This is a genomic window from Streptomyces sp. NPDC053673, assembly GCF_055585225.1.
On record NZ_JBVJKN010000001.1, the window covers coordinates 649,926 to 667,602 of the forward strand.

Consider the following 17,677-nt stretch of genomic DNA (forward strand, 5'->3'; position numbering starts at 1 on the left):
TCAGCGCGCCGCGATCATGCGGGCGAAGACGACGACGTTGCCGTCGTAGCCACCGGCCCGGGAGTATCCGCCGCCGCAGGTGATCACCCGCAGCTCCGGGGTGCCGGTGTCACCGTAGACTCGGGCGCCCGGGAAGTTGTTCTTGGAGAACACCTCGACGCCGTACACCTCGAAGATCGCGACCTTGCCGTCGTAGCGGGTCACCTCGACGAACTGGCCCTTCTGCAGCGCGCCCAGACCGTAGAAGACGGCGGGCCCTCCGGCGTTGTCGACATGGCCCACGACCACCGCGGTGCCCTGCTGGCCGGGTGCGATGCCGTTCTGGTACCAGCCGGCGAGGTTGGGGTCCTGCGGAGCCGGCGCCTGGATCCAGCCGTTCCCGTCCAGCCCCACGTCGACCATCGGCGCGTCCACCCGGATCGCCGGGATGGCGATCCGCGAGGCGGGGGCGTACGGGAGCGGCTCGACGTAGCCGGTCAGAGGGACCGAGTCCAGACCGGAGCGGCGGCTGTCCAACGCGGCCGCGACGGCGGGCTGGGGCGGCCCCATCCCCACGTCGATGCCGTTCCGCACCAGCGCGAGACCGGTGAGCATGACGAGAGCCAGCACGCCCCACGGTGAGCGTTTTCTGGACTCCGAGCCGGTGTAGTCCTGGCCCATGGTTCTCCCATCTCATCGTCTGGCAGGCACGCTAAGCGCCCGGATCGGACGCGGCGACCGGAGAGGGGCGAACGGGTGGTACGGCCACTCGGGGTGACCCGAACGAGTACATAGCCATATAAAACTTCTGATGGTCCGTGACCTGCGACTCCGTCAGGTCCGGGCGCTGAGCACCGGCGTGTCGGCTCACTGGGGTGGACCAGTCCCGGAATGCGGTGAATGCGCGAGCCGGTGAATGTTCGTCATGGAGGGCGTTCTCGTCGATCTCCCGGAGCACCGTTCCGGGGCGTCTTCTACTGGAGGTTCAACCATGCGTGCTTCACGCACTCTCGCGGTGGCCTTCACCGCATGCGCGGCCGTCGGGCTCTCAGCACCGCTGGCCGCCGCCACCACCAGCAACGGGGGCAACAGCGGACCGAGAAACGTCTCCCTTTCCCCGAACGCGGTTCACCAGGGCGGGACCATCACCATCCTTGTCGACGGCTGCGGCCGTGGCGGCACGGTCACGTCCAACGCCTTTCCCGCGGCCAATCTCTTCAGAGACGGCGGGATCGGGTTCGGGAACTACGGTGCGAACCGTGACCAGGGGCGCAATGGCGACGGCCGTGACGACGAGGGAGAGGGCGGCTGGGACGAGGGGGGCAATGAGAACGGCCTTGGCCAGGGCGGGAACGGCAATGGGAACGGCAACGGCCGTGACCAGGGCGGCAACGGGAACGGCCGTGGCAACGGCAACGGGAACGGCCGTGACCAGGGCGGCAACGGCAACGGCAACGGGAACGGGAACGGGAACAACAACGGCAACCGTCGTGACCAGGGCGGCAACAACGGCCGCAACGACAACCGCCGGGACCAGGGCGGCAACGGCAACCGTCGCGACAACGACCGGGGCCGCGGCGGCGTCGGCGCCTATCTCGCCACGGCGCGGATCTTCGACCACGCGACGCCCGGCCAGTACAACCTCGCCGTCCGGTGCAACGACCACAACCGGATCGCCACCCATACGTTCACCGTTCTCGCCGCTCGCGGCGCGCAGGGTGGCCTCGGTGGTTCGCTCGGCCCCTCCAGCACCGAAATGGCCGTCGGCGGCGGACTCGTCGCCGCAGCGGCCGTCGGCGGCACCTTCTTCATCATCCGGCGCCGCCGCACGAGCAGCGGGAAGGCCTGACCGGCCGAACCTCCCGGTCGGCCTGAACCGCCCGTCGCCCCGAGTCCTCGGCCAGGACTCGGGGCGACGGGCGTGGTGGGGGATCTCGGTGCGGGGGAGCGGTCAGTGGAGCCGGCCCGACCGGCGGCGCAGGACGTAGAACACTCCGCCGGCCGCAACCAGGACGAGCACGGCACCGGCCGCGATCTCCTCGGCGTCCATCTCGCGGATGCTGCCGCCGAGACCACCCCTGACACCCTGCGGGGCGGAGGTGCTCGTGGAGCGCGCAGTGGCTGTGGCCGGGGCCGGGGCAGCCGTACCGCCGGAGATGGTCAGATCGGTCGTTCCGGTCTGGCCGTTGCAGCTGAACTGCACCGAGTACACCGCGCCCCGTCTGGCGTCCCAGTCGACCGTCGCCGTGCCGGTCAGGCCCGGCGCGATGGTCACGGTGTCGAAGACGCCTGATGAAGCCGTGGCCGTGGTGGTGCAGCCCGACACCCTCAGGGTGACCTGCCCGCCCGGGGCGACGGTCGACGGTGAGACGGCGAACGAGAACGGCTGCTTGCGGGCCGCGTCGGCGGCGCCGCCCGCAGTGTCGGCCGTCGCGGTGGGAGTGGTCAGAGCGAGGGCGGCCGCTCCCAGCAGAGCGGCCGACGCGACGGGTATCGCGCGCATGGGCAATCCTCCGGGTCTCCGAGGAGCAGCTGCGGAAGGGGTTTCCACAAAAGGCAGGGAATGCACCTCGATACCCGAAACGCTAGGAGCGGCCTATCACACCCGCGATCTCAGACGGGCGAATGGGGCACGTGCGTCACCCGGGTGGCGGACATTCGTGTCCCCGCCGCCGTACGCCACCCGGGTTCGTCACGGTCAGTCGCGGAGATGGAGATGCGGGAAGAGATCGGTGAACGGCGTGGCGGTGGCCGAAATGCCTCGGCCGAACGGTGCGTCGAAATCCCAGATGAGAAAGAGCAGAAACGCGATCAGTGCACTGAACAGGCCGGCCAGGAGCAGTTCCCGGAATGTGCGGCGGATCTGAAGCGTAAAGATCAGGCCAACGGTCACCAGCGCTCCGGTGATCAGCCCGAACCACACCACGCCGGGCATGGTCGGCTCGATGCCCTCTCCCCGGAGTCCCCGCGCGTCATCCGCGGCCGCCACCTGATCGACCAGGGGCTGATACGCCTGGCCCTCGTGGTCGGTCTTCGGCGCATAGTCCGTCACGTCCCGGCGTACCTGGTCGAGGAGCTGCGTCCCCTTGTCGCTGAGCGATCCCTTCTCGGCCATATGGCGCCACTCGGCGCCCACGACATGCATGACATACGCGTCCACGCCGGCACGGATGCGGGCACGGACCTCGGCCGGATAGACCTCGGCCCGGGCGTGCACCTCGTGCAGCGCCTGGGCCTCGTGGCGCACCGAATCCTGCGCCGCGCCGCGCGCCTCCCAGACACCCGCGATGGCAAGGCCCAGCACGATCGCGTACACCACGCCGATCATCATCGTCATGTACTCGATGACGTCGGGGGTCTCCGACGGGTCGTCGTCGTCGCCGACACGGCGGTGGTTGATGACGGTGATGGTCAGGACGACCGCGCACGCCGCGGCCATCGCGATCGTCAGTACGGCCCATTCCGACATGAGAACCTCCGGGAACTGCGGAACTAGCGGGATCGGGGGCGCAGAAAGGCCGCGGCGAGCACCGCGGGGGCCGTGACCAGGAGCGTCAGGGAGACCAGTGACGGCCCGCCCCGCGGCTCCTCGCGCTGCGGTCTGCGGTAGTGGGGGAGCGCGACCGGGGTCGGCCGCGGTGGTTCGGGCCGGGCCTTCGGCGGGGGTGGAGGCGACGGGGTCGGCGGAGGTGGTGGAGGCGGCTCCGGCGGAGGGGGCGGGGCGGGCGCGGGCTCGATCCGCGGCGGCGGGGGCGGGGGCGGTGGCGGCGGAGGCGGTTCCGGAGTGGGCGGAGGCGGTTCCGGAGTGGGCGACGGCCCGGCCACGCAGTGACCGCTCCCCGCGACCGCGACTGCGGAACCGGAGCCGCCGGGGCCGCCGGGGCCGATCGAGGCGTACGAGCAGGAATCGGCAGCTGAGGGCACCGGGGCCGCCAGCAGCCAGGCGAGTGCGGCGGCTGCCAACAGCCGCCCGACGAGCGATCCGTACACGCGGATGAGCATGATCCGCAGGGTGCCCTGACACGCCCGAACGAGTGCCGATTCCCCTGATGGAGCGGTTGTCGGCGGATCGGGTTTGCGGTTGCGGAGAATTTTTCCGGAACCGTTGAACACAGCACGCCCTCCCGCCCGTACCTAGGGCCATGAACGGCGCACCCAGGCGCCAGAACAGACACCGGGCACAACGGGAGTTGACATGAATACCTGGCGGAACGCCTCGCTCGCGGTGACTGCGGCGGCCGTACTCGCGCTGACGACGGCGTGCGGTCAGGACAAGGGAACGCAGACGAACGGACAGGCGGTCGGCGCAGTCAACCCGGCCGGACAGCCCGCCGCCGACAGTGGCTACGGCTCCGGTTACGGATCCGGCAGCGACGCCGCGGCCACCACCCCCAAGACGGCCGGGCAGCTCGCCGTCTGGGACAGCAAGAAGCTCGGCAAGGTTCTCACCGACAGCGAGGGCTTCACCCTCTACCGCTTCGACAAGGACACCGCCAGCCCGCCGAAGTCGAATTGCGAAGGCGACTGCGCCAAGGCCTGGCCCGTCGTGTCCGCCGGCGATGTCACGCCCGCCCCCGGCACCGACGCCTCCCTGATCGGCTCGGTCACCCGGGCCGACGGCAGCAAGCAGCTCACGATCGGCGGCTGGCCGATGTACCGCTACGCGAAGGACACCAAGGCCGGAGACGCCAACGGCCAGGGCGTGGGCGGCACCTGGTTCGCCTCGGCGCCCGACGGGAAGAAGGCCGCGCCCGGCGGTGGTGGCGGCGAGGAAGGCGCGGAGGAGGCGGGCGGCGAAGCCGCGGACCTCGCGGGCCTCTCCGTCCGCAAGGACCCCAAGCTCGGCGAGATCGTCGTCGACAAGAACGGTATGACCGTCTACCGCTTCATGAAGGACTCGGCCTGGCCGATGAAGACGGCCTGCACCGGTGCCTGCCTGGAGAAGTGGCCGGTCGTCGAGCCCGTCGACAAGAACGACACCGAAGGCATTCTCAAGAAGGGCTTCGTCACCTTCGACCGCCCCGACGGCATCAAGCAGCAGACCATCGACTGCTGGCCGATCTACACCTTCTCCGGCGACGACAAGCCCGGTGACACCAACGGACAGGGCGTGGGCGGCACCTGGTTCGCCGTCTCACCCCAGGGCAAGCCGGTCGGAGCGCCCAAGTAGCCCCCACGCTGCGCCTCCGGCCACCGGCCCGCCGCCACGCCCCCCGCGTGCCGGCGGGCTGGGTGCATGTGCGCCAACAGGCCGCACGTGCCGGTGGCGTGTGACCAAGAACGGATCGGTAATTTCCGTTTCTGCTCGCTCTCTTGGCGGCCGATCAGTAGCCTCGGCTCGAACACCGGCCATGGACATGGCCGTATCCCCCGTGGCGACTTGTTGGAGACATCAATGGAGCGTCCCGCCTGGGCCCCGCCGGGCATCGACATTTCGGTGCCGAGCGTGTCCCGCATTTACGACTACTATCTGGGCGGCTCGCACAATTTCGAGGTCGACCGGGAAGCCGCCCGCAGGGCCATGCAGTTCATGCCGGGCCTCCCCAAGATCATGCAGGCGAACCGGGCGTTCATGCGCCGTGCCGTGAACTTCGCCGTGAGCGAGGGCATCACCCAGTTCCTCGACATCGGCTCCGGCATACCGACCTTCGGCAATGTGCACGAAGTCGCGCTGAGAGCGACCCCGCAGGCCCGGGTCGTCTACGTCGACCACGACCCGGTCGCCGTCGCACACAGCCAGGCCGTGCTCGAGGGTAACGACAACGCCGGCATCGTAGGGGCCGATCTGCGCAAGCCTGTCGAGATCCTCAACAGCCCCGAGACCGTCCGGCTCCTCGACCTCGAACGGCCCGTGGCCCTGCTCCTCGTCGCCGTGCTCCACTTCCTGGAGGACTCCGACGACCCGAAGCGCGCCGTGACCGAGCTGTGCGACGCGCTCGCACCGGGAAGCCTGCTCGTCCTCACGCACGCCTCGTACGAGGGCATACCGATCCCCAAGGAGCAGGCAGGCGGCGCCGTCGGCGTCTACAAGGACATCCGCAACCCGCTCGTCATGCGCTCCCGTGAGGAGATCCAGCAGTTCTTCGACGGGGTCACGATGATCGAACCCGGACTGGTGTCGATGCCCGACTGGCGGCCCGACACCCCGGCCGCGCAGGAGGATCCATACGCGTTCTCCGGCTTCGCAGGGGTGGGGCGCAAGGGGTGATGACGCCGTCGCAGGCAGCGGGATCCGCGACGGACCCGGACGGCCTCGAGGACAGACTCCGGCGGTTCGCGACCATCTGGAGCCGGGCGATCTTCCCGGTCACGGCCACGTCGCTGACCCGCCCCGAGTTCGAACAGCATCTGCTGCCGCTCGCACGGCAGCTCAGCGACGCGCTGCACGCGCGTCCCTTCGACACCGCCCCCGCCCATCGGGTCGGTGCCGCCCTGGTCGGCGCGCACTGCACCGACCCCGACGCGCTCAGCCGCACGCTCGGCGTGATCGACGCCTATCTCGTCCTCTACTGCGGGACGGACCAGGAGCCCGCCGAGGACAGCCGCGCCCGCTGTGCCCGGCTGCAGCACGCGCTCGCGGCCGGCTACGCCCAGGCGCTGCGCGAGCGCACCCTCACCGAGCAGGAGGCAATCGCCAGATCGGCGCTGTCGGCCCGCAGCGATGCCATGGACGCCCTGCACGCCACCGAGACCCGCTTCCGTGCGGTGTTCGAAGGGGCGGCCATCGGCATCGGCATCGCCGACCTCGAAGGCAATGTGCTGGAGGTCAACGACACCCTGACCCGGATGTTCGGCGGCCTCGAGCACCATGTCCGCGGCCGCAAGGTCAACGAGTGGGCCCACCCCGAGGACCAGCCCCAGACCTGGGGCCTGTACGACGAGCTCGTACGCGGCGAACGCGAGCACTACCGGGTCGAGAAGCCCTTCTACCGCAACGACGGCACGGTGCTCTGGACCAACCTCACGGTCTCGCTGCTGCGGGACCCCGACGGACGGCCGCAGTACCAGCTGGCGCTCATGGAGGACACCACCGAACGCCGGCTGCTCAACCTGCGGCTGCGGTACGAGGCCACGCACGACGCGCTCACCGGGCTGCCCAACCGCACGCTCTTCTTCGAACGGCTGGAGAAGGCCCTGGCCGCCGGCGAGGGGGCGCGCTTCGGGCTCTGCTATCTCGACCTCGACGGTTTCAAGGCGATCAACGACAGCCTCGGCCACTCGGCAGGGGACCGCCTGCTCGTCGAGATCGCCGACCGGCTGCAGAGCTGCGCGACGGCGGCCGGCGAGATGGTGGCCCGGCTCGGCGGCGACGAGTTCGTGGCGCTGACGACCGGCCCGGACACCCAGCGCGAGGTGAGTGACCTCGCGGCCAGGATCCTCACCGTACTGGCCGCGCCGGTCATGCTCGACGGCCGTGAGATCAGCGTCCGGGGCAGCATCGGGATCGTGGAGGGGCCCGCGGGCGAGCGCACCTCCGCGGAGGTGCTGCGCAGCGCCGACATCACCATGTACCGGGCCAAGTCGGCGGGTGGCAACCGCTTCGAGCTCGCCGACCCGGAGGCGGACGCCCGCGCCATCACCCGGCACGGGCTGACCACAGCCCTGCCGGCGGCCCTGGAGCGCGGCGAGTTCTTCATCGAGTACCAGCCGCTGGTGCATCTCGGCGACGGCAGTGTGCACGGGGCCGAGGCGCTGGTGCGCTGGTGCCACCCGCAGCACGGGGTGCTCGGCCCCGACCGGTTCATCCCGCTCGCCGAGCACACCGGACTGATCGTCCCGCTGGGTCGCTGGGTGCTCCAGGAGGCCGTACGCCAGGCCCGGTTCTGGCACGAGGAGGCCGCCCTCGGCGGGACCGCCCGGCCGCTGCGGATCAACGTCAACCTCTCACCGACCCAGCTGCACCACCCCGGTCTGGTCGCCGACACGGTCGACGTCCTGGAGCGCTCCGGGCTCGAACCGGGGGCGCTATGCCTGGAGGTCACCGAGTCCGCGCTCATCGGCGCCGACGAGGATCTCCTCAAGCCGCTGCGTCAACTGGCCGAGATGGGCGTGGACATAGCGCTCGACGACTTCGGCACCGGCTACTCGAATCTTGCGAACCTGCGGCGGCTGCCGGTCAGTGTGCTCAAGCTGGACCGCTCGTTCACGCAGGGCATGCAGCAGCATCCGGCGGACCCCGTCGACATAAAGATCGTCGAGGGCATCGTCTCGCTGGCGCACAGCCTGGAACTGGCGGTGACGGTCGAGGGCGTCGAAACGGGCGCGCAGGCGGAACAACTCCGGGAACTGGGCTGCGACACGGCGCAGGGCTGGTACTACGCCCGTCCGGGCCCCCCGGACCGCCTCCACGCGCTGTCCCTGCTGGACGCGGTGTAGGGCCTGTCGTTCGGATCTTGCCGGGCTTGGGTGGGGGTGATGGGCGTCTGCACACCGCCCTGGGTCGTGGGCAGTCGTACCGCACGGCGAGCGAAGCGAGATGGGGGCACCCCGAGCGAGGCTCTGGGGAAGGGTGAGCAGGACCCGACCACCGGGCCGCAGTCGCCCGACGTACGTCGGTGCCCACGGGCCCGGCCGCGCCCGCCCGGCGCCGTCACGGCGTAGGTACCGGCGGGTGCGTGCGCAGCAGCAGGCGCTGGAACTCCCGCGCAGCCCGCGGCGGCGCCACGTCACTGCGGTGGGCCAGCGCGATGGTCCGCCGCAGCCCCGGCCGGGCCAGCGCCGTCACGCGCAGGTCGCGCCCCGCCCGCACGGCCACCATGCGCGGCACCACCGCCACCCCGAGGCCCGCCCGCACGAACCCCAGCACCGCGTCCATCTCCCCGCCCTCCACCGTGAACGCCGGCTCGAAGCCCTCCGCCCGGCACGCCGCGACCGTCAGCTCCCGCAGGTCGTACCCGTGCCGGAACATCACCAGCGGCTCCCCCTGGAGGTCCGCGATCCGCACCGGACGGCGCGGCGCGGGCGCCGCCGCCGAGGACACCACCACCAGGTCCTCCTGAAGCAGCTCCACCGCCGTCAGCGCGGGCGACGGAGTCGGCAGCGGCAGCACCACCAGTGCCAGATCGAGGGCGCCGCGCGCCAGCTGCCGTACGAGATCGTGCGAGCCGCCCTCCTCGATCAGCAGCTCGATCCCCGGGTGCAGATCGTGAAAGGCCCGCAGCACGTCCGGCAGCAGTCCGGTGCACACACTCGGCGTTGCCCCGAGCCTGATCCGCCCGCGCCGCAGCTGCGCCAGCTCCTGCACCTCGTGCCGGGCCGTGTCCGCGTCCGCGAGGATCCGCCGGGCCAGCGGCAGCAGCGCCTCGCCGGCGTCCGTGAGCGCGATACTGCCGCGAGCCCGGCTGAACAGCTCCGCCCCCAGCTCCTTCTCCAGCGCCCGGATCTGCTGCGACAGCGACGGCTGCGAGACGTGCACCCGCTCGGCGGCCCGCGTGAAGTGCCGGGTCTCGGCCACGGCCACGAAGTACTGGAGCTGCTGGAACTGCATGCGCTCCACCCTACGCGCCGTGATAGGCATTGCCTATCGAGATGAGCCGGAGCATGTCTTGGACCTTTCGACACTCCCCGCCCTAGCGTCTGTGTCCATGGCTCTGGCAACGCGGACGGACCGACGACCGTCCATGACGCGCACGCTCTGGGGATCGACCGTCGGCAAGAAGACGATCATGGCCGTGACCGGCCTGATCATGCTCGGATATCTGGTCGTCCATATGCTGGGCAACCTCAAGATCTTCTTCGGATCCGACGAGTTCAACGGCTACGCCCACTGGCTCCGCACCATGGGCGAGCCCTTCCTGCACTACGAGTGGGCCCTCTGGATCGTCCGCGTGGTGCTGCTCGCCGCCGTCGTGCTGCACGGAGTGTCGGCGTACCAGCTCAGCAGGCGGGACATCAGGGCACGCCCCGGCAAGTACGTCCACAAGCGGCCCCGCGCGAGCTATGCCGCCCGCACCATGCGCTGGGGCGGGATCATCCTCGGCCTGTTCATCGTGTGGCACCTGCTGGACCTGACCACGCTCACCGTCAACGAGAACGCGCAGCACGGACGCCCGTACCAGAACGTCGTCGCGACCTTCTCCACCTGGTACGGCAACACCATCTACCTCACCGCGATGCTCGCCCTGGGCCTGCACATCCGGCACGGCTTCTGGAGCGCCGCCCAGACCCTCGGCGCCGGCAACGCGAAGCGCGACCGCATTCTCAGGACCGCCGCGAATGCGCTCGCGCTGGTGCTGACGGTGGGCTTCATCTCGGTACCCGTCGCCGTCATGACCGGATTGGTGAGCTGACATGAGCTATCTGAACCACGCGACCGGCGAGCCGATCGCCGACGCCAAGGCGCCCGAAGGCCCCATCGCAGACCGCTGGGACCGCCGCCGCTTCGAGGCCAGACTCGTCAACCCGGCCAACCGCCGCAAGCACACCGTCATCGTGGTGGGCACCGGCCTCGCCGGCGGATCCGCCGGAGCGACGCTCGCCGAACAGGGCTACCACGTCGTCCAGTTCTGCTACCAGGACTCCCCGCGCCGCGCCCACTCGATCGCCGCCCAGGGCGGCATCAACGCGGCGAAGAACTACCGCAACGACGGCGACTCCGTCCACCGACTCTTCTACGACACCGTCAAGGGCGGCGACTTCCGCGCCCGCGAGTCCAACGTCCACCGCCTCGCGCAGATATCAGTCGAGATCATCGACCAGTGCGTCGCCCAGGGCGTCCCCTTCGCCCGCGAGTACGGCGGCCTCCTCGACACCCGCTCGTTCGGCGGCGTCCAGGTCTCCCGTACGTTCTACGCCCGTGGCCAGACGGGCCAGCAACTGCTGCTCGGTGCCTACCAGGCGCTGTCCCGGCAGATCGCCGCCGGCAACGTGGAGATGCATCCGCGTACGGAGATGCTCGACCTGATCGTCGTCGACGGGCGGGCCCGCGGAATCGTCGCCCGCGACCTCGTCACCGGGAAGATCGACACCTACTTCGCCGACGCGGTCGTCCTCGCCTCCGGCGGCTACGGCAATGTCTTCTATCTGTCGACGAACGCCATGAACTCCAACGCCACCGCCATCTGGCGGGCCCACCGGCGCGGCGCGTACTTCGCCAATCCCTGCTTCACCCAGATCCACCCCACCTGCATCCCGCGCACCGGCGACCACCAGTCCAAGCTGACGCTGATGAGCGAGTCGCTGCGCAACGACGGCCGCATCTGGGTGCCCAAGGCGCGCGGTGACCAGCGGCCCGCGCACGAGATCCCCGAGGACGAGCGCGACTACTACCTGGAGCGCATCTACCCCTCCTTCGGCAACCTCGTGCCGCGCGACATCGCCTCGCGCGCCGCGAAGAACGTCTGCGACGACGGCCGTGGCGTCGGTCCCGGCGGCCAGGGTGTCTACCTCGACTTCGCCGACGCGATCCGCCGCATGGGCAAGGAGAAGGTCGCCGAGAAGTACGGCAACCTCTTCGACATGTACGAGCGGATCACCGCGGAGAACCCGTACGAGGTGCCGATGCGGATCTACCCCGCCGTGCACTACACGATGGGCGGCCTCTGGGTGGACTACGACCTGCAGACCACCGTCCCCGGGCTCTTCGCCATCGGCGAGGCCAACTTCTCCGACCACGGCGCCAACCGGCTCGGCGCCTCGGCGCTGATGCAGGGGCTCGCCGACGGCTACTTCGTCCTGCCCTCGACCATCAACGACTACCTCGCCCGCAACCCGCACCACGACGAGATCGACGACAGCCACCCCGCCGTGACCGAGGTGGTCACCGAGACCGAGGACCGGCTGAATCTGCTTCTCTCCGTCGACGGCGACCGGACCCCCGACTCCTTCCACCGTGAACTCGGCGAACTGATGTGGGAGTTCTGCGGAATGGCCCGTACCGACGAGGGCCTGCGCAAGGCACTCGAACGGATCCCGCAGATCCGCCAGGAGTTCTGGCGCCGGATCAAGGTGCCCGGCACCGGCGAGGAGTTCAACCAGTCGCTGGAGAAGGCCAACCGGATCGTCGACTACCTGGAGCTCGCCGAGCTGATGTGCCTCGACGCGCTGAACCGCAGCGAGTCCTGCGGAGGCCACTTCCGCGAGGAGTCCCAGACCCCGGACGGCGAGGCGGCACGGCGGGACGAGGAGTTCTCGTACGCCGCGGCCTGGGAGTTCACGGCGACCGGTGAGTCGCCCGTCCTGCACAAGGAAGACCTCGTCTTCGAGTACGTCCACCCCACCCAGCGGAGCTACGCATGACTGCAATCTCCCGGGGGGCACAGAGCCCGACAGCGGCTTCGCCGCGGGGCGTACCCCCGATGTCACTCACCCTGCGCGTCTGGCGCCAGAAGAACGCCGACGCCCCCGGCGCCATGGCCACCTACGAGGTGGACGGCATCTCGCAGGACATGTCCTTCCTGGAGATGCTCGACACCCTCAACGAGGAACTCATCCTGCGCGGAGAGGACCCCGTCGCCTTCGACCACGACTGCCGTGAAGGCATCTGCGGCGCCTGCTCGCTCGTCATCAACGGCGACGCCCACGGACCCGAGCGCACCACCACCTGCCAGCTGCACATGCGGTCCTTCAAGGACGGCGACACCATCGACATCGAGCCGTGGCGCGCCTCCGCCTTCCCGGTGGTGAAGGACCTGGTGGTGGACCGGTCGGCCTTCGACCGGATCATCCAGGCCGGCGGGTACATCAGCGTCCCGACCGGCGCCGCCCCCGAGGCCCACGCCACGCCGGTCCCGAAGGCGGACGCCGACTACGCCTTCGAGCACGCCGAGTGCATCGGGTGCGGCGCCTGTGTCGCGGCCTGCCCCAACGGCTCGGCGATGCTCTTCACCTCGGCGAAGGTCAACCACCTCAATGTGCTCCCGCAGGGCTCGCCGGAGCGCGAGACCCGGGTCCTCGACATGGTCGCGACCATGGACGAGGAGGGCTTCGGCGGCTGCACCCTCACCGGCGAATGCGCCACCGCCTGCCCCAAGGGCATCCCGCTGCCGTCCATCGCGGCGATGAACAAGGAGTGGCTGCGGGCGACCCGGAAGGTCAGCCGGTAGGACCTCCGGCCGGAACGGGCCTCATGTCCGCCCCGTATACCGTGCGGTAGTCGGGGACGACCACCCTGGACGCGGGGCTGTGCCGGTGGATCCCGGCGACGAATCCGTCCAGGTCCATCGCGGGATCACGCCGAGGCGGGGCGCTCAGTGGCCTCTCGAAGTCGTCCCAGTGCACCGGGACGACCGTCGCGGGGTTGCCGAGCGCCCCCAGCAGCCGCGGGAGATAGCGGTACGTCGCCTTGCTCGACGGTGTTGCCGCCATCAGGATGTCGGGCCGCAGCCCGTCCGCGGCGCGCTCCTCGAAGTCACTCGCCCCCATCAGAAACACCGAGGGACCGCCCCCGACGCTCAGCTGGAACGCGAGCGTGTCACCCTCCGGCAGATCGGAGATGGTCTCCGGGGCGCGGGCCGGCGGGGCGCACAGCGTGCCGGGAGCGAAGTACGAGTAGCTCGCGTTGCGGCTGTGCCGGCTGGAGACGACCTCGACCGTGTAGCCGTCGAAGTCCAGCACCTCGCCGCCCTTGACGACACTGATCTGTGCCTTGTCGACCCCGAGCGCCCGCAGCACGTGATACGTCGTCTCGGTGCCGATCACCCGGGCACCGGTGGACCGGGCGATGTACGGAACGTCGTTGATGTGGTCCCAGTGGGTGTGGCTCACCAGCACCACCTCGGGCCGCCCGGCGTGCTCGCGGACCAGAGGCTGGTCCGTGGTGAGCTTCGTGGCCGGGTCGAAACTGCCCTTGGTGGCGAACAGCCCGGTGCTGAAACGGGTGATGTACGGGTCGAAGAGCACGGTCCGCTCGCCGATACCGATGCGCCAGCCCGTGGTGCCCAGCCACCGCAGGACCGCCGAGTCCGCAGGGGCGGGGGTGGGGGTGGGGCGCGTCGAGCCCGCCGCCGTGGCCGTGGCCGCCGTGGCGGGAAGCAGCGGGGCTGCCGCCCCAAGAGCCGCGCCCCGCAGCAGCGTTCGCCGTACAACCCTTCGCGTGGATCGTTCTTGTGCATCGCTCATGGGACGCAGAAGATCACCCCGGATCCGCGCACGTCCAAGACCGGGTCGGTGACCGACTCATACCCGGCGATGCATGAGGCCTGGTCGGAGGGGAGCGGAGGCTTTCGAGCCGCGCAGAAACTCCACGGCCGTCCGCGCCGCCGTGCCGATCGCGGAATCCGTCGCGGTGCGGTTCGCGGCGAGGTCCGGGGTACGGGCGAACACCGCGACCGCGTACCGTCCGCCGTCCGGATACTCGGCCACCCCCGCCTCGTTGTGCAGCCCCGGCAGCGTGCCGGTCTTCGCCGCCACCCGTACGTCGTCCCCGAACCCCGAGGCGAGCCGGTGCCGGAAGACCTGCCGGGCCATCAGGTCCCGTACCTGGGCGCAGGCTTCCGGAGGCCCAGCCTCGTCGCGCCAGACCATCCGCAGCAGCCGTGTCATGTCGCGCGGCGTGCTCGCGTTCGTACGCTCCGGGTCGAGCACCGCGAGCCGGTGCACGCGGGCCGGGGGCAACGTGGGAAACACAGCCGCGAACTCCTTCTCGTCCCGGGCTCCGACCTCCGTGAGCATCGACTCCAGCACCTGCCGGGGCCCGCCCACGACACGGGTGTCCGCCAAGCCCAGTTCGGCGGTGAGCAGCCGAACGGTGTCCACTCCCACCCGGGCCAGCAGCAGATCGGCGGCCGAGTTGTCGCTGACCGACATCGCGAAGTGCGCGAGATCTCGCAGGGACAGCTCCACATCGTCCGCGCAGCCCGCTGTGCCCCAGCCGCCCAGCCGGTGTTCCGCCGTGACCCGCACCCGCTCCCGGGGGTCGAGCTGGCCGGCCGCGGACTGCCGGGCGAACTCCAGCGCCAGCAGCACCTTGAACACTGAGGCGATGACGACAGGTTCGTCGGCTCCGTACCCGACCCCGGCCAACTCGTCGGTCCCGCCTTGCGCGTCGATGTCCACCGCGTGGAGCCGGCCCTCGGCCCCGGCCGCCGTGAATATCGTGCGCAGCTTCTCCTCGATCAGCATCCCGGCCTCATCCGGTCCCTGCTCCCATCGCTTAGGGTCGTGGCGTGGATCTCTTGCGCCACCTGCGTATCTTCGTCGTCGTCGCCGAGGAGTTGCACTTCGGGCGGGCCGCCGAACTCCTCGGTATGGCCCAGCCGCCCCTCAGCCGCTCCGTACGGCGGCTGGAGGACGACCTCGGCGCCGAGCTCTTCGACCGCTCACGGCGTCAGGTCCGGCTCACCCCGGCCGGGACGGTGCTCCTCGAGGAAGCGAGGGAACTGCTGGCCCGTGAGCAGCGCACCAGGGCACTGGTGCGCCGGGCTCGCGACGGCGACCTGGGCACCCTGCGCGCGGGGGTGCCGCCGGACACCACGGCCGCGGTGCTGGGCGCGCTGCTCACCGAGTGTGCCGAACGGGCTCCGGGTCTCCGGGTCGACCTCCAGGAGGTGACGACGGACGAGCAGGTGAGGCTGCTGGCCTCCGGAGGACTGGATGTCGGGCTCGTCCACCAGCCGGTCGACGCCACCGATCTCGTCCTGGGACCCGAGGTCGGCGTCGAGCTGGGGGTGGTGCTGCCGCGCACCTCCCCGCTGGCCCGGCTGCCCGAGGTCGGGCTCGGCGACCTCGCGGGGCATGACCTCGTTCTGTTTCCACGGGCCGCGGCGCCCGGCTGGTACGACAGGACGCTCGCCGTCTGCCGGGACGCGGGCTTCGTACCCGGCCGGGTACGGCACGCCCGGAATCCCGAGTTCCTCATCGGTCTGGTGACCGCGGGCTGCGGAGTCGCCTTCGATCAGGGCCCCGTGGCCCGCAAGGAGCCCAGGGTGGCCTGGCGGCCGCTGGCCGGCCGGCCCCTCGCTCAGCGGATCTGTGCGGTCTGGCCCCGCCGTGCGCCGCACGCGGCGGCCGTTGAATTCGCCGCCCTCGCCGCGGACGTGCTGTCCCGGGACCGTACGACGGCACTGCGGAGCACCGGGCCCGAGCAGGACGGACCGCGCCCGTGGTCGGTGGTCTACGGCTGACGGGTGACGCCCTTGGTCCGTGGTCCACGGCTGACGAGTGCCGCCCGGGTGCAGCGGAGCCCGGCATGTGTTCCGGACAGTTTTCCGTTGTGAGGCCCGGCACAGCCGAACGGTGTGATCCGAAGATATTTCACAGGACTGTCACATTCGGCGCAGGATTTCCATCTCATGGATCGACTGAAGGCGTGGAGCGCAAGATCGACTTCGTTCAACGCTGCACTTTGTGTGGCGAGATGTCCGTATAGCGGCCAACCGGTTCCCGGCGACTTCTGCCGGTCGACGGCAGACCTGTAGGCATGGCCTCGGCGGTACCGACCGACCGACGGACCGCCGTCCGAGCACCGACATACCTGGGGGTTCCGCCATGTCCAGATTCACCCGCCGCCAAGCCCTGGGCGCCGCCGCCGGCGCCGTCGCGGGCATCGCCGTGACCGGCGTCGCCCGCGCCACGGCACAGGGCGCCGGATCACCCGGCCAGGCCGCACCCGGTTCCTTCGACGAGGTCTACAAGGGCCGCCGGATACAGGGCGGTCCGTCCCACGGCTGCAGTCACGACGGGGGTCACCACGGCGGCCACGGAGGCGGCTACACCGTCCGCATCGACGGCGAGGAACTGCATGTGATGCGCAACGCCGACGACACCTGGATCAGTGTTGTCAACCACTACGAACCGCGGGCCACGCCGCTGGCCCTCGCCCGCGCCGCCGTCGTCGAACTCCAGGGCGCCGCCCTCGTCCCGCTCGCCCTCACCTGATCCGGAGCGCCACCGCAATGACCGTACGCAAGAACCAGGCCCAGCTGACCACGGACGAGAAGCGCCGTTTCGTGGACGCCCTCCTCGCCCTCAAGCGCAATGGGCAGTACGACGCCTTCGTCACCACCCACAACGCCTTCATCATGAACGACACGGACAACGGGGACCGCGTCGGCCACCGCTCGCCGTCCTTCCTGCCCTGGCACCGCAGATTCCTCATACAGTTCGAGCGGGCCCTGCAGTCCGTGGACCCGTCGGTGGCGCTCCCGTACTGGGACTGGACCGCCGACCGCACCGCCGCCTCCTCGCTCTGGGCCGCCGACTTCCTCGGCGGCACCGGCCGCAGCAGGGACGGACAGGTCATGGACGGCCCGTTCGCGGCCGCCTCCGGTGCCTGGCCCATCACCGTACGGGTCGACGGGCGCGGCTATCTGCGGCGCGCCCTCGGCGCGAACGGACGGCAGCTGCCGACCCGGGCCGAGGTCGACTCCGTCATGGCCATGTCCACGTACGACGCCCCGCCCTGGAACAGCGCGTCCGACGGCTTCCGCAACCACCTCGAGGGCTGGCGCGGCGTCAATCTGCACAATCGCGTGCATGTCTGGGTCGGTGGCCAGATGGCGACGGGAGTCTCCCCGAACGACCCCGTGTTCTGGATGCATCACGCGTTCATCGACAAGCTCTGGTCGCAGTGGCAGGCACGCCACCCGGGCTCCACGTACCTGCCCGCGGCCGGTACGGCGAACGTCGTGGACCTGCACGACACCATGCGCCCGTGGAACGACGTGACCCCCGCGGACATGCTCGACCACACGCCCCACTACACCTATGACGAGGCCGCAAGGGCCGACAGGGCCACCGGGGCCGCCACAGCCGCGTAAGT

At 70.4% G+C, this 17,677-nt stretch carries 17 protein-coding genes; 10 read left to right on the forward strand and 7 right to left on the reverse strand.

Annotation, left to right across the window (positions count from 1 at the left end):
* A complete protein-coding gene (locus ACZ6ZQ_RS02920; RefSeq protein ID WP_469766753.1) occupies positions 1–660 on the reverse strand; it encodes a class F sortase in 660 nt (219 codons plus the stop codon).
* Between the two features lie 310 nt (positions 661–970).
* On the opposite strand from ACZ6ZQ_RS02920, the gene ACZ6ZQ_RS02925 reads away from it, so the two are divergent.
* Positions 971–1,828 carry a hypothetical protein gene (locus tag ACZ6ZQ_RS02925; RefSeq protein WP_469766754.1) on the forward strand — a complete coding sequence of 286 codons (858 nt, stop codon included), beginning with the start codon at positions 971–973 and terminating at the stop codon, positions 1,826–1,828.
* Between the two features lie 102 nt (positions 1,829–1,930).
* Here the strand turns inward: ACZ6ZQ_RS02925 and ACZ6ZQ_RS02930 are convergent, their stop codons facing one another.
* The 3 genes from ACZ6ZQ_RS02930 to ACZ6ZQ_RS02940 all read right to left on the reverse strand — a co-directional run bounded on the left by ACZ6ZQ_RS02930 (position 1,931) and on the right by ACZ6ZQ_RS02940 (position 3,981).
* Positions 1,931–2,482, reverse strand: coding sequence for a hypothetical protein (locus tag ACZ6ZQ_RS02930; RefSeq protein WP_469766755.1), 552 nt, complete (start codon positions 2,480–2,482; stop codon positions 1,931–1,933).
* Positions 2,483–2,677: 195 nt separating this feature from the next.
* Positions 2,678–3,448, reverse strand: coding sequence for a bestrophin-like domain (locus tag ACZ6ZQ_RS02935; RefSeq protein WP_469766756.1), 771 nt, complete (start codon positions 3,446–3,448; stop codon positions 2,678–2,680).
* A gap of 23 nt (positions 3,449–3,471) precedes the next feature.
* Positions 3,472–3,981: a hypothetical protein gene (locus tag ACZ6ZQ_RS02940; RefSeq protein ID WP_469766757.1), complete on the reverse strand. Its 510-nt coding sequence runs from the start codon at positions 3,979–3,981 to the stop codon at positions 3,472–3,474.
* A gap of 193 nt (positions 3,982–4,174) precedes the next feature.
* Between ACZ6ZQ_RS02940 and ACZ6ZQ_RS02945 the strand changes: the two genes are divergently transcribed.
* From ACZ6ZQ_RS02945 to ACZ6ZQ_RS02955, 3 genes are all read left to right on the forward strand, one after another.
* Positions 4,175–5,149 carry an SCO0930 family lipoprotein gene (locus tag ACZ6ZQ_RS02945; protein WP_469766758.1) on the forward strand — a complete coding sequence of 325 codons (975 nt, stop codon included), beginning with the start codon at positions 4,175–4,177 and terminating at the stop codon, positions 5,147–5,149.
* A gap of 225 nt (positions 5,150–5,374) precedes the next feature.
* A complete protein-coding gene (locus ACZ6ZQ_RS02950; RefSeq protein WP_469766759.1) occupies positions 5,375–6,187 on the forward strand; it encodes an SAM-dependent methyltransferase in 813 nt (270 codons plus the stop codon).
* Positions 6,187–8,355, forward strand: a complete 2,169-nt coding sequence (locus ACZ6ZQ_RS02955; RefSeq protein ID WP_469766760.1) for a putative bifunctional diguanylate cyclase/phosphodiesterase — start codon at positions 6,187–6,189, stop codon at positions 8,353–8,355. The genes ACZ6ZQ_RS02950 and ACZ6ZQ_RS02955 overlap by 1 nt, the downstream gene beginning before the upstream one ends.
* Positions 8,356–8,569: 214 nt before the next feature.
* On the opposite strand, the gene ACZ6ZQ_RS02960 is transcribed toward ACZ6ZQ_RS02955, so the two are convergent.
* Positions 8,570–9,466, reverse strand: a complete 897-nt coding sequence (locus ACZ6ZQ_RS02960) for a LysR family transcriptional regulator (RefSeq protein WP_469766761.1) — start codon at positions 9,464–9,466, stop codon at positions 8,570–8,572.
* Between the two features lie 97 nt (positions 9,467–9,563).
* On the opposite strand from ACZ6ZQ_RS02960, the gene ACZ6ZQ_RS02965 reads away from it, so the two are divergent.
* Genes ACZ6ZQ_RS02965 through ACZ6ZQ_RS02975 form a run of 3 tightly spaced genes read left to right on the forward strand, consistent with a single transcriptional unit; the run spans position 9,564 to position 13,022 of the window.
* Positions 9,564–10,268, forward strand: coding sequence for a succinate dehydrogenase (locus ACZ6ZQ_RS02965; RefSeq protein ID WP_469766762.1), 705 nt, complete (start codon positions 9,564–9,566; stop codon positions 10,266–10,268).
* 1 nt (position 10,269) lies between these two features.
* The gene (locus tag ACZ6ZQ_RS02970; protein WP_469766763.1) at positions 10,270–12,216 is read left to right on the forward strand and encodes a fumarate reductase/succinate dehydrogenase flavoprotein subunit; all 1,947 of its coding nucleotides are present in this window, start codon (positions 10,270–10,272) and stop codon (positions 12,214–12,216) included.
* A 59-nt stretch (positions 12,217–12,275) separates the two neighbouring features.
* Positions 12,276–13,022 carry a succinate dehydrogenase/fumarate reductase iron-sulfur subunit gene (locus ACZ6ZQ_RS02975; protein ID WP_469766822.1) on the forward strand — a complete coding sequence of 249 codons (747 nt, stop codon included), beginning with the start codon at positions 12,276–12,278 and terminating at the stop codon, positions 13,020–13,022.
* Here ACZ6ZQ_RS02975 and ACZ6ZQ_RS02980 read toward each other — a convergent pair.
* Together ACZ6ZQ_RS02980 and ACZ6ZQ_RS02985 are read right to left on the reverse strand one after the other, a co-directional pair.
* Positions 13,012–14,037, reverse strand: a complete 1,026-nt coding sequence (locus ACZ6ZQ_RS02980) for an MBL fold metallo-hydrolase (protein ID WP_469766764.1) — start codon at positions 14,035–14,037, stop codon at positions 13,012–13,014. The two genes, ACZ6ZQ_RS02975 and ACZ6ZQ_RS02980, sit on opposite strands and share 11 nt — an antisense overlap.
* A 57-nt stretch (positions 14,038–14,094) precedes the next feature.
* The gene (locus ACZ6ZQ_RS02985; RefSeq protein WP_469766765.1) at positions 14,095–15,039 is read right to left on the reverse strand and encodes a serine hydrolase; all 945 of its coding nucleotides are present in this window, start codon (positions 15,037–15,039) and stop codon (positions 14,095–14,097) included.
* Between the two features lie 44 nt (positions 15,040–15,083).
* On the opposite strand from ACZ6ZQ_RS02985, the gene ACZ6ZQ_RS02990 reads away from it, so the two are divergent.
* The 3 genes from ACZ6ZQ_RS02990 (at position 15,084) to melC2 (ending at position 17,675) form a co-directional block, all read left to right on the forward strand.
* Positions 15,084–16,040: a LysR family transcriptional regulator gene (locus ACZ6ZQ_RS02990; RefSeq protein ID WP_469766766.1), complete on the forward strand. Its 957-nt coding sequence runs from the start codon at positions 15,084–15,086 to the stop codon at positions 16,038–16,040.
* 364 nt (positions 16,041–16,404) lie between these two features.
* Positions 16,405–16,794, forward strand: coding sequence for an apotyrosinase chaperone MelC1 (gene melC1 / locus ACZ6ZQ_RS02995; RefSeq protein WP_469766767.1), 390 nt, complete (start codon positions 16,405–16,407; stop codon positions 16,792–16,794).
* A 17-nt stretch (positions 16,795–16,811) separates the two neighbouring features.
* Positions 16,812–17,675: a tyrosinase MelC2 gene (melC2, locus tag ACZ6ZQ_RS03000; RefSeq protein ID WP_469766768.1), complete on the forward strand. Its 864-nt coding sequence runs from the start codon at positions 16,812–16,814 to the stop codon at positions 17,673–17,675.
* The last annotated feature ends 2 nt before the right edge of the window (positions 17,676–17,677 follow it).